This is a genomic window from Ruegeria sp. AE3, assembly GCF_056542225.1.
Map to the genome: position 1 here is coordinate 25,178 of NZ_JBQFZL010000007.1, position 11,563 is coordinate 36,740.

Below are 11,563 nucleotides of genomic sequence, written 5' to 3' on the forward strand. Positions count from 1 at the left end.
CGGGTCAGCCCTGCGGCCTTACCATGCGGTTCACCATTCGTTGCACAGACGGGCCAAACAGCAGGATTACGGTGAAGGCGATGGGCCAGCAAAAAGCCCAGGACGCCATCCAGTCGCCAACTGTTCCAGGGTTAAACCCAATCGCTTTGACCGTCGCGATCCCTGTTACAATCAAGGACATGAGGCCGGACATGATCAGGCTGAAAACGGCACGGGCATAGCGGGCTGGTATCATGGCAGGCATCCTAATGGTCACAATGCCGCTGATGTGCGGTATTTGAATGAAAATTACCAGTGTCAGTCCCGCATCCAGTCAAGTGTGTCGCAGGTGCGTTGTGTTGTGGGTGTGTATTCCGCGCTGACCCAGCCGCTATAACCTACCGCGTCCATGGTCGAGAACAAGGCCTTGAAATCCGTTGGTCCACGACCCGGTTCCGTGCGATCCGGGGCTGCGCCAACTTGGGCATGGACCACCTGCGGATGAAAGAGGTCCCAGACAGCCAGCGCGTCGCCATGAATCATATGAGCGTGAAAGCTGTCAAATTGCAGGCCGACATTCGGGCGATCCACCTGGTTGAGCACATCTGCTGCCAGATCGTAGTCGTTCAAAAAATATCCGGGCTGTGAAACCGGGTTGAGCGGTTCGATGGTGAATTTTTGCTGGGGGGCGAAATCGGCGGCCCATTGCAGGTTTTGCACAAAACAATTCAATGCATCCGGCCCTGTGGCGTATCCGGACATGATGTGGATCAGGCCGGGGCGCAGCACCCCGGCATATCGCAGGACACGGCGGATATCCGACTGGAACCGCGATTGACCATCGGGGATCGCTGCGTAACCCGGCGCACCGCCGGTGTAGTTGGGCGGTGGCGCGTTGATCAGCACAAGCTCCAACCCGCTGGCAAGCAAAGCGCGACGGGTTTCCGTCGCGGCGATGTCGTAGGGAAACAAAACCTCGACTGCGGTGAACCCGGCATCTGCCGCCGCCTGAAACCGCTCCAGGTAAGGTATTTCGGTAAACAGAAGCGAAAGGTTGGCGGCAAATTTGGGCATAGGCGGTCAGCGGTTGTGGTTATCCGACCATAACCAAGGGATGATTTTCGGGGAAGGGATCGAAAACGACAGATTGTCGAAAATCGACCAGATCGCCTGCACCGAATCAGCAAGGGTCCGCTCAGCGCGGCGCGTCATTACGGGCGCCGCCTTAACAAAAGGTTCGAATCCAATGGCGATGAGCCCGGAACCCGTACGCGGGGCAACTACCGCTCTGCCCGGCGGTCAAAACTCTGCGTTGTCAGGGAATGGGTTGGCGGTTGCCTCCATGATTACCTGGGCAGCGGGTTTCCCGGCGGCCGAAGTTCTGCTGCAAACCTGGCCCCCTGTTGCATTGCTGACCGCGCGTCTGGTGCTGGCGGTTGCCGTTCTGATTCCGGTCTGGATTCTGCTGGACGGTCCAAGCAGAGTGTTACGCGCCAGATGGGGTCGGGCGATGGTTGTCGGCGGCTTTGGTTTTGGCTTTGCCATGTTTTTGCTGATCGTCGCGCAGAAAATGACTGATCCGGTGACGGTCGCGATCATTGCATCCTGTGCGCCCTTGCTTGCAACAGTACTGGAACTGATGGCAGGAACCCGACGGCTGAAGTGGACCTTTGCGTTGGGTGTTCTGGTGTCGGTTCTGGGTGGATTGATTGCAACCAGCACCGCCGCGCCCGAACAGCTGGGGCTGGGTGCGGTTCTGGCGATCCTTGCAACGGGCCTGTTTTGTTGGGGTAGCATGGCCACCGCGCGCGACTTCCCGGAGCTTAGTCAGATCGGGCGCTGCACGATTACCTTCGTCGGTGGGTTGCTCATGGCCGCGGTGCTGAGTTTTGGGGCGGCCCAGCTGGGCATGGATGTGCTGCCAACCGCCGCCATTGATGGACAGCAATGGGGGATGCTTGGGATCTATGCCTTGATATCACTGGGGCTCAGCCAGGTGTTGTTCATCTCGGCTGTGGGAAAGCTGGGCGTGGCGCTGGCTTCGTTTCACATCAATATTGCCCCGTTTTACGTGATGCTGATCATGCTGATGCTGGGGGAGGACTGGAACTGGACCCGTGCGCTGGGCGCGGGCGTGGTCGCTTTGGCCGTCGTGCTGGCACAGGACCGCGCACCGCGGTCAACCAAAATCGGCTGAAGGGATCAGCGGGAAGAACTGCCCGCCTGACCAGACACCAAACCAGCCCTCAAGGTGGCTACCAATCTCGGCAAGGCGATAGAAGTTTTTGCGATCTATGCGCGCTTCGAGGTTCGTGCGGATCAGTATGTAGGGTGACGGTTCTTCTGTCTCAGGATCGATAACAATCCGGATCGGATGCGCGGGCCCTGCAACAGCGACGTCGTCCAATTGAGTGCGAAAGGTCAGGTTCTGCGTCAGACCTTCGCCGGTTTGCTCGAAATCCACGGCGATAAACGGCGCGTCTTCGACAGTGATTCCCACCTTTTCAACCGGCGTGACCAGATAGTATTTCCCGTCTTCTTTCTTAAGAATTGAGGAAAAAAGCTTCACAAGCTCGAACCGATTGATGGGCGAGCCTAAATAACTCCATGTACCATCTTTTGCGACACGGATGTCCAGATCGCCACAAAACGGGGGATTCCACAGGTGAACGGGCGGTAAACCCCGGGTTTTGGCGGCTTTTACCGATGCGGCTAATCCGTCGGGCGAGGGTTTCACAGGTTTTTGTCCGCTCATTGCTTTTGCCATTTCCTCTCAGCGCGATACACTTCAATCATATTCGTCCACGGAAGGGAAAGTCATGAACGAACCTGCCGACCTCGTAGCCGAGATCGAAGCGCTGGAAAACAAGCTGCAAGAGGCCAAGGCCTCGATCACCCGCCGCTTCATCGGGCAGGAAAGGGTCGTGGACCTGACTCTGGCTGCGCTTTTGTGCGGTGGTCACGCGCTTCTGATCGGTCTGCCGGGCTTGGGTAAGACACGGTTGGTCGAGACACTGTCGACCGTGATGGGCCTGCATGGCAATCGCATTCAGTTTACGCCCGACCTGATGCCCGCTGACATTCTCGGGTCCGAGGTGTTGGATACGGCCGACGATGGAAGCCGCCATTTCCGTTTCATTCCCGGCCCGATCTTCTGTCAGCTGCTGATGGCGGACGAGATCAACCGGGCAAGCCCGCGAACGCAATCCGCGCTGCTGCAAGCGATGCAGGAGCGTACGGTGACAGTAGCCGGTGAGGACCGTTCCCTTGGTGTGCCATTCCATGTTCTGGCCACGCAAAACCCGATCGAACAGGAAGGCACCTATCCCCTGCCCGAAGCGCAGCTGGACCGGTTTCTGGTGCAGATCGATGTAGAATACCCCGACCGCCAGACCGAACGGGATATTCTGCTGGCCACGACCGGTGTTGAAGAAGACAAAGCGTACCAGATTTTCAGCAAGGAAGAACTGCTGGCTGCGCAGGTCCTGTTGCGTCGGATGCCGGTCGGGGACTCGGTTGTGGAGCTGATCCTTGATCTGGTGCGGGCCTTCCGCCCGGAAGAAGCTGGCGTATCCGAACGGGTTGCCGAAACCGTCGCGTGGGGTCCTGGTCCACGCGCTGCGCAGGCGCTGATGATGACGGTTCGGGCACGTGCGATGTTGCAGGGGCGTCTGGCACCCAATGCCGAGGATGTGCTGGATATGGCGCGCCCGGTGCTTAGCCACCGGATGGCTCTCAACTTTGCGGCACGGGCACGCGGTGACAGTCTGGCTGACCTGATCGACTCGACCGCTGTCGGGTTGATCCGGACCGAGGCGGCGGCGTGAATGCCGCGCTAACCCTTCGCGAAAGATCCGAGGCCGAGGCATCGCGGCTGCCGCCCCTTTTGGCGCGGGCCGAACATCTGGCTGGCACCGTTCTGCTGGGAGACCATGGTCGGCGGCGCTCTGGCATGGGGGATGATTTTTGGCAATACCGCCCTGCGCAGATCGGGGACAGCCGCCGGATGATCGACCACCGTCGTTCGGCGCGTGGAGATCAGCAATATGTGCGGGAACGCGAATGGCAGATCGCGCAATCGGTAATGCTTTGGGTCGATCAGGGGGCGTCGATGCGGTTTGCGTCCGACATATCGTTGCCGACCAAGGCGGATCGCGCCCGGCTATTGGGACTTGCAACGTCCATCTTGCTGGTCCGCGGCGGTGAACGTGTGGGCTTGACAGGGACGACCTTGCCACCCCGGCGTGGCAATGCACAGATCATCCGGCTGGCGCAAGCCTGGTCCGAGGATGATCAATCGGATTACGCGCCACCCGAACATCGCGCCATGATCCCGCATGCCCGTGCCGTGTTCATTTCAGATTTTCTTGGTCCAATGGATGAAGCTGAACTGGCCCTGACCAAAGCTGCCGACCGTGGTGTTCGCGGCGTGATCCTTCAGGTGCTTGATCCGGGAGAAGAGACATTTCCCTATCGTGGACGTACGATTTTCGAAAGCGTCGGTGGGTCCGTCCGACACGAAACGCTCAAGGCGGCAGAGCTGCGGGACCGCTATCTGCAACGCCTCGCCCACCGTAAGGATGCGCTGACGCAACTTTGCCGGGCGACTGGCTGGCAAATGGGCCTGCATCACACGGGCGATAGCGCACAAGCGGCACTGTTGTGGATATACCGTGCGCTGGACGGGGGAACGCGATGACGGTTCTGGCAGGCATCGGCTTTACCGCTCCATGGGTGCTGCTGGGTCTTCTGACCCTGCCGATCCTGTGGCTGATCCTGCGCGCGGTGCCGCCCGCGCCGATCCGCCGGATGTTCCCGGCGGTGACGCTGCTGCTGGGCCTGAAGGATGACGAAAGCGTTTCGGACCGCACGCCGTGGTGGCTCTTGCTGCTGCGGATGCTGGCAGCTGCGGCGGTGATCATAGGTCTGGCCGGTCCGGTTCTGAACCCGTCGCGGGATGAGATCGGGTCCGGGCCGCTGCTGATGGTGCTGGACGCCAGTTGGGCAGGCGCGACCCGATGGTCGGCCACGCTGGATCAGATCGATGCGCAACTGACCGAGGCCGGTCGCGCAGGGCGCACGGTGGCTATCCTGCGCCTGACCGAACCGGAAACACCCGTTTTTCAGGGGGCCGAGGCTTGGCGGGGACATTTGCCGGGACTGATGCCCAACCCATGGCAGCCGACCGAACCTCAGATCGCACAGGCCATTGCGGCGTTAAATTCGATTGATGGGGGGTTTGACACCCATTGGTTCAGTGACCGGCTGGATTATGTGGATCATGCGGCGCTGGTCTCCAGCTTGCAGGCTCGTGGCGATGTCGTGGTGTATCAGGCGGCGTCCCGGCCCATGGCGATCCTGCCAGCGGCTTATCAGGATGGGCTGATCAAAGTGACAGTGCAGCGCGCAGGCCCCGGCCCCGAGGAACGTGTGACAGTATTGGCACAAGGGCGCGACCCGGCGGGAACCGCCCGAGTGCTGCATTCTGTGGAACTGACCCTTGAAGCCGGGGATTCATCGGCGCAGGTCGATCTGGCGCTGCCATCCGAACTCCGCGCCCGGATCACGCGGTTCGAAATCCAGGGCCAAAGGTCCGCCGGGACCGTGACCTTGACCGATGACAGCCTGCGTCGCCGTGAGGTCGCGCTGATTGCCGGGAGTTTGAACCGCGAAGGTCTGGAGCTGCTGTCACCCCTGCATTATCTGACTCAGGTCCTGAGCCCCACGGCGGATTTCGTCGATGGCGGTCTGACTGAGGTTCTGCCCGCCAATCCGGATGTCATTGTTCTGTCAGATGTGGCCCAGATGTCGGAACCTGAAAAGGCGGACCTGATTGAATGGGTCGAACAGGGCGGTTTGCTGCTGCGCTTTGCCGGCCCGCGTATGGCGGCCAGCGATCTTGGGCGTGACACCGAAGACACCCTGCTGCCTGCGCGGCTGCGCAGCGGTGGGCGATCTGTCGGCGGCGCGATGAGCTGGGGTGAGGCCAAGACCCTGGCACCATTCCCCGAAACCTCGCCTTTCTATGGATTGGACATCCCTGATGACGTGGTCGTTTCCACTCAGGTCATGGCGCAACCAGACCCTAACTTGGCGGATCGTGTGATTGCCTCGCTGTCTGACGGCACGCCTTTGGTGACACGTAAGGCGCTGGGATTGGGGCAGGTGGTGTTGTTCCATGTGACCGCCGATGCAGAATGGTCCAGCCTGCCACTGTCGGGCCTGTTCGTTGAAATGCTGGATCGGCTGGCCGTGGCCTCGGCCGCAAAGTCACGGCAAGAGGCTCAGTTACTGGGAACAACATGGGAGCCGGTACAGATCATGGACGGGTTTGGCACATTGTCAGATGCCGGAACCCTGGCCGGTGTCGACGGGGTTGAGCTGATATCGGGCCAGATCGGGCCGGAACTGCGCCCGGGTCTTTATGAAAGTGGCAAGCAGAAGCTGGCGTTGAACGTCGTCTCGGAAGAAACTCAGCTGCGTCCTGTTGTCTGGCCCGCAAATGTGCCGATCAAAGGGCAGGAGGTCAGCACGGAAATGCCGCTCGGCGGTCTGTTGCTCAGCCTTGCGCTGATTTTGCTGACGATCGATGTTATTGCATCGCTTGCTTTGTCGGGCAGGTTGGGTCTGGCCCGGACGACGGCCTTGGCGCTGGCCGGTTTCCTTCTGGTACCCGAAGGTCACGCACAAACGCCTGAGGACACCGAGTTTGCATTGGCTGCGACCCACGAACTGGTATTGGCGCATGTCCTGACTGGCGATGCGCAAGTAGATGATATTGCGCAAGCCGGGTTGCGGGGGCTTGGTCAAACCCTCCTCTATCGCACATCGGTTGAACCGGCAGACCCCATCGGCGTTGATCTGGAACGGGATGAACTCGCGTTCTTTCCGTTGCTTTATTGGCCGATCTCAGCGAACCAGTCGCAACCTTCGGCCGAGGCCTATGTCAAGCTGAACGCCTATCTGCGGTCCGGAGGGATGATCCTGTTTGACACGCGTGATGCGGATATCGCAGGTTTCGGTGCCTCCAGTCCAAATGGCCGCAAACTGCAACAACTGGCCGGGCCGCTGAATATACCCTCATTAGAGCCGATTCCGCGCGATCATGTTCTGACACGCACGTTCTACCTTTTACAGGATTTTCCGGGCCGATATTCAGGCACCGAGGTTTGGGTCGAAGCCGCGCCGCTTGATGCAGAACAGATCGACGGGATGCCCTTCCGCAATCTGAACGACAATGTGACGCCGGTGGTCATTGGCGGCAATGACTGGGCCGGTGCTTGGGCGGTGGATCGCAACGGGCAGGCCCTGTTGCCCGTCGGGCGCGGTTATGCCGGGGAAAGGCAACGCGAGTTGGCCAATCGTTTTGGTGTCAATCTGGTGATGCATGTGCTGACGGGGAACTACAAATCCGATCAGGTTCACGTGCCCGCCCTTCTGGACAGGTTGGGACAATGACAGGAACCGTCATCTTTGATCCGCTGATCCCGTGGGCGATACTGCTTGTCGTGGGTATGATTGCCGCGGCCGGGGTCGCGCTGGCCTTGTGGCGCGGATTGTCGGGATGGGCCTTGCGTGGGTTGGCGGTGCTGGTGATCATCGCTGCGCTGTCCGGCCCGGTCTACCAGATTGAGGATCGTGCACCGCTGACAGATATCGTTCTGATGTTCGAGGATGAAAGCGCCAGCCAGACGCTTTCAGACCGGGTGGTACAAACGGCAATGGCCGCAGAAGATCTGGCCGCCGAGATCGAGGCACGCGACAATACAGAACTGCGACGCATCCGGGTCGGCGATGGTGAAGGCGATGAGGGCACGCAGATCATGGCAGCCCTGAACGAAGCCCTGGCGGAAGAGCCGCGCGCGCGCATCGCCGGTATCCTCGTGGTGTCCGACGGGATTGTGCATGATGTCGATCAGGCTCCCGATTTGCCCGCACCGATGCACCTGCTGCAAACCGGGCGGGAAAGCGACTGGGATCGCAGGCTTATTGTCCGAAACGCCCCTGCTTTCGCCATCATTGGTGAATCGGTGACGTTGACCCTACGCGTGGAAGACAGCGGAGCAGCCCCTGCGGGTGCAACGTCTGCGCCGTTGGAAATTTCGGTGGATGGGGGCGAGCCCGAGCAGTTCAGCATTCCAATCGGTCGCGATGTCAAACTGCCCGTCACTTTGCCCCATGGTGGGCGCAACGTGATCCAGTTTTCTGTCCCTCAGGCTGAAGGCGAGTTGACTGATCGCAACAACACGGCCCTGATCCAGATGAACGGCGTAAGGGACCGCCTGCGTGTGCTGTTGGTCTCGGGCGAGCCGCATCCGGGTGGTCGCACGTGGCGTAACTTGTTGAAATCTGACAGTTCTGTTGATCTGGTGCATTTCACTATCCTGCGCCCGCCTGAAAAGCAGGACGGTGTGCCGGTGGACGAGCTGTCGCTGATCGCCTTTCCGACTCGTGAGTTGTTTCTGGAAAAGATCAACGATTTCGACCTGATCATCTTTGACCGCTACAAGAGGCGCGGGATTCTGCCTGCGATCTATCTGGACAATGTCACAAGCTACATCAACGAAGGCGGCGCGGTCCTGGTTGCCGCCGGTCCCGATTTCGCCGGTGCCGACAGCATCTTCCGCTCTCCCTTGGCGCCAGTTCTGCCGGCCCAGCCAACCGCGCGGGTGATCGAGGAACGATATGTGCCGATGGTCAGTGATCTGGGGCATCGTCACCCGGTCACGACCAATCTTGGAGAGTCCGAGGATTGGGGGGCGTGGTTGCGTCAGATCGACGTGAAACACCGCTCGGGCGACGTGCTGATGACCGGGGTCGAGGATCGTCCGCTGCTTGTCCTGAACCGTGTTGGCGAAGGGCGCGTTGCGATGCTTGCGTCCGACCACGCCTGGCTTTGGAGTCGCGGTTTCGAAGGAGGTGGCCCGCAGCTGGAGCTGTTGCGCAGGCTGGCCCATTGGATGATGAAAGAACCGGAACTGGAAGAAGAAGCGTTGTGGGCCGAGGCCAACGGTCAGTCCATGCGCATCATTCGTCAGACGCTTGGGACAGAGGTCGGCCCTGTAACAGTCACCTTGCCGAATGGCGAGACGTTGGAGATTACTTTGAAAGAGGTTTCTCCGGGTCGGTTTGAAGCGCAGTATTACGGCCCTGAGATCGGCCTTTATCGCTTGCAGGAAGATGACCACATGGCTGTGATCGGCCTTGGCCCTGCTGCACCGAAAGAGTTCGAGCGTACCATCGCGACAGGTGATGTCCTCGAACCGGTGCTGGCCGGGTTGCGGGGCGGTGTGATCCGATTGGAAGATGGGCTGCCATCGATCCGCAACGTGCGCGCAGGACGCCCCGCCGCCGGTCGGGGCTGGATCGGTCTGACCCCACGCAACGCGTATGAAACGCGGGATGTCACGCAGGCCGGGTTGCTGCCACCCTGGCTTGTCTTGCTGCTGGCTGGGGGGTTCCTGCTAGGCGGTTGGCTGCGGGAAGGGCGGCGTTAACGCTGGCCCGTTGCTGTTTTTTAACGGGAACCGGGCGCGCTCTGGTCGATCCGGAACGAGGCCCGGTCGGATTGGCCCTGTGCATCCACCACAACAAGTGAGGTAAACCCGGGTCCGGGATTGGGAATTTCGAATTCTCGCTGCCGTTGCCCGGTCAATACAGGCACGCCGTTAGTCAGAACGGAAAACGGCCCGACACCACCGCGTAGTTTCACTGTCAGAGGGCTACCGAAAGTCTCTAACAGAGCGTTTTCCGGTGGAAACAACAGATCAGGTGCGGTTTGGTCCGTTTCGAAAGCCGCCGCGCGGGGCCGGAAACGTTGCAACGGTTGCGGCAATTGTGCTGCGCCAACCAACAGTGTTGATGGCGGTGGTGGGCGCAGGGGTGTGAGTTCAGGTTTCAACAGACCAAAAGCCTCGGTCAGAAGCGGCGCGGCAACGTCCCCTCCGAATGCGCCGGGAACAGGCGTGCCATCCGCGCGTCCCAACCAGACCCCGATGACATGCTGCCCGTCAAAGCCAATGGCCCAGGCATCGCGGTGCCCATAAGAGGTTCCCGTTTTGAAGGCCAGCGCCCCTGAAGTGCTGCCCGTGGGTGCCGTGATCCCGGACAAGATATCCGCAATCTGCCATGCTGAGGTTTCGGACAAAACACGAGAGGTGAGCCGTGCATCAGCCAAGGTGTCATGGCGCAGGATCGGGCCTTGCCCACCAGCGGCCAGCGTCACGTAGATCTGCACAAGATCATGCAGGCTCAGCCCGACGCCACCCAAGGATATTGCCAATCCGGGTGTACCACTGCTCAGGCGCGGGTCTGATCCTGCTGTCCGCAGTACCGCCATTACGCGCGCGGGGCCCAGCTCGTGCGTCAGGCGTACGACAGGGATATTCAGTGACAATTGCAGCGCGTCCCGAACCCTTACATCGCCCCGGAAAACGCCATCGAAGTTTCGCGGGGCGTAGCGCCCGAACATCACCGGGCTGTCGCTGATCAGGGTTTCCGGATGGGCCAGCCCCTGATCGAATGCCAGCCCGTAAACCAGAGGTTTCAGCGTCGATCCGGGCGACCGCACGGCTTGCGTCATATCCACGAAACCTTGTCGCGCATCCCGATACCCGGCAGACCCGACCGAGGCCAAAATCTTGCCGTCGCGATGATCTGCTACGATCAGGGCTCCGGACACGCGCGGCCCTATGCGCGCCGCGGCCCGAGCGACCAAAGTTTCCAACCGGGCTTGCACCCCTGCATCCAGGGTCAGATCAAATACACCGTTTGCAAGGGTTTGGCCTTTCACGCGGTCGGTCAGATGGGGTGCAAGGCGCGGGAACGGGACCGTTCGATCAGGAATGGTCTCCGTCAGGGCTGCGTGCATCTCAGCCTTGGTCAATACGCCGTAGCGCTCCAACCTGCGCAAAATCCGATCTCGGGCAATTTGGGCTGCCTCGGGTCTGCGATCCGGACGTCGCGCTTCCGGGGATTGCGGCAAAGCGATCAGTAGGGCCGCCTGTGCGGCAGTCAACCGGGTCGCTTCTTTGCCGAACCATGCGCGGGCACCGGCACGGATACCTTCCAGATTGCCGCCATAGGGGGCATGGGTCAGGTAGAGGTTCAGGATCTGTGTCTTGCTCAGCTGCCGCTCCAATGCCAATGCGACCCTAATCTGGCGAAATTTGCCACTCCAGCGTCCGGTCGATCCATCTTCGATCAGCCGCGCGACCTGCATGGTCAGAGTTGAACCGCCTGAAACCGCGCGCCCATTCCAAAGGCTTTGCCCGGCTGCGCGCAGCAATGCGACAGGGTCCACGCCCGCGTGGGTCCAGAAACGCTTGTCTTCGTACCGGAGCAGCATGGCGGTGAAATTGGGATCGACCGCACCGGGTTGCAGCCTCCAGATGCCATCTGCAACCGGAAACACGCGCAGGAGGTCACCGTTACGATCCCGTATCTCGACCGAAGTTTCAGTCAGAACAGGCGGCAGCACTGTGGCGTCGACCCAGCGGTCAACGCCATCCCGCGCCAATGCCGCCAGATAGAGAGCACCGGCCAACGCAAATAACAGGCGCGGCACCCTAGGCATGAGCGCCGC

Annotated in this window: 9 protein-coding genes; 5 read left to right on the forward strand and 4 right to left on the reverse strand. The window is 60.6% G+C overall.

Annotation, left to right across the window (positions count from 1 at the left end; genetic code table 11):
- Positions 1-4: 4 nt before the first annotated feature.
- Both ACR0NZ_RS13620 and ACR0NZ_RS13625 read right to left on the reverse strand, forming a co-directional pair.
- Entirely contained in the window at positions 5-235 is a 231-nt protein-coding gene (locus tag ACR0NZ_RS13620) for a DUF2798 domain-containing protein (RefSeq protein ID WP_480474477.1), read from the reverse strand.
- A gap of 62 nt (positions 236-297) precedes the next feature.
- Positions 298-1,053, reverse strand: coding sequence for a hydroxypyruvate isomerase family protein (locus tag ACR0NZ_RS13625; protein WP_480519552.1), 756 nt, complete (start codon positions 1,051-1,053; stop codon positions 298-300).
- A gap of 268 nt (positions 1,054-1,321) precedes the next feature.
- Here ACR0NZ_RS13625 and ACR0NZ_RS13630 point away from each other — a divergent pair, with 268 nt between their 5' ends.
- Complete coding sequence (locus tag ACR0NZ_RS13630; protein WP_480519554.1) at positions 1,322-2,176, forward strand: DMT family transporter; 855 nt, start codon at positions 1,322-1,324, stop codon at positions 2,174-2,176.
- Here ACR0NZ_RS13630 and ACR0NZ_RS13635 read toward each other — a convergent pair.
- Positions 2,159-2,734: a DUF1285 domain-containing protein gene (locus tag ACR0NZ_RS13635; protein ID WP_480519556.1), complete on the reverse strand. Its 576-nt coding sequence runs from the start codon at positions 2,732-2,734 to the stop codon at positions 2,159-2,161. The genes ACR0NZ_RS13630 and ACR0NZ_RS13635 overlap by 18 nt on opposite strands.
- A 64-nt stretch (positions 2,735-2,798) precedes the next feature.
- Here ACR0NZ_RS13635 and ACR0NZ_RS13640 point away from each other — a divergent pair, with 64 nt between their 5' ends.
- The 4 genes from ACR0NZ_RS13640 to ACR0NZ_RS13655 are packed head-to-tail and all read left to right on the forward strand — an operon-like array spanning position 2,799 to position 9,476.
- A complete protein-coding gene (locus ACR0NZ_RS13640) occupies positions 2,799-3,806 on the forward strand; it encodes an AAA family ATPase (protein WP_480519558.1) in 1,008 nt (335 codons plus the stop codon).
- Entirely contained in the window at positions 3,803-4,678 is an 876-nt protein-coding gene (locus ACR0NZ_RS13645) for a DUF58 domain-containing protein (protein WP_480519560.1), read from the forward strand. The genes ACR0NZ_RS13640 and ACR0NZ_RS13645 overlap by 4 nt, the downstream gene beginning before the upstream one ends.
- Positions 4,675-7,437 (forward strand): DUF4159 domain-containing protein, encoded by a 2,763-nt coding sequence (locus tag ACR0NZ_RS13650; RefSeq protein ID WP_480519562.1) that lies wholly within the window; start codon positions 4,675-4,677, stop codon positions 7,435-7,437. Before ACR0NZ_RS13645 ends, ACR0NZ_RS13650 begins: the two co-directional genes overlap by 4 nt.
- Positions 7,434-9,476: a hypothetical protein gene (locus tag ACR0NZ_RS13655; protein ID WP_480519564.1), complete on the forward strand. Its 2,043-nt coding sequence runs from the start codon at positions 7,434-7,436 to the stop codon at positions 9,474-9,476. The genes ACR0NZ_RS13650 and ACR0NZ_RS13655 overlap by 4 nt, the downstream gene beginning before the upstream one ends.
- 20 nt (positions 9,477-9,496) lie before the next feature.
- On the opposite strand, the gene pbpC is transcribed toward ACR0NZ_RS13655, so the two are convergent.
- Positions 9,497-11,554, reverse strand: a complete 2,058-nt coding sequence (pbpC, locus tag ACR0NZ_RS13660; RefSeq protein WP_480519566.1) for a penicillin-binding protein 1C — start codon at positions 11,552-11,554, stop codon at positions 9,497-9,499.
- Positions 11,555-11,563: the final 9 nt, after the last annotated feature.

Coding starts and splice junctions, on each gene's coding strand:
- ACR0NZ_RS13650 (WP_480519562.1), top strand. CDS start 4,675: ATGACGGTTCTGGCAGGCATCGGCTTTACCGCTCCATGGGTGCTGCTG.
- pbpC (WP_480519566.1), bottom strand. CDS start 11,554: ATGCCTAGGGTGCCGCGCCTGTTATTTGCGTTGGCCGGTGCTCTCTAT.
- ACR0NZ_RS13630 (WP_480519554.1), top strand. CDS start 1,322: ATGATTACCTGGGCAGCGGGTTTCCCGGCGGCCGAAGTTCTGCTGCAA.
- ACR0NZ_RS13620 (WP_480474477.1), bottom strand. CDS start 235: ATGATACCAGCCCGCTATGCCCGTGCCGTTTTCAGCCTGATCATGTCC.
- ACR0NZ_RS13655 (WP_480519564.1), top strand. CDS start 7,434: ATGACAGGAACCGTCATCTTTGATCCGCTGATCCCGTGGGCGATACTG.
- ACR0NZ_RS13635 (WP_480519556.1), bottom strand. CDS start 2,734: ATGAGCGGACAAAAACCTGTGAAACCCTCGCCCGACGGATTAGCCGCA.
- ACR0NZ_RS13640 (WP_480519558.1), top strand. CDS start 2,799: ATGAACGAACCTGCCGACCTCGTAGCCGAGATCGAAGCGCTGGAAAAC.
- ACR0NZ_RS13625 (WP_480519552.1), bottom strand. CDS start 1,053: ATGCCCAAATTTGCCGCCAACCTTTCGCTTCTGTTTACCGAAATACCT.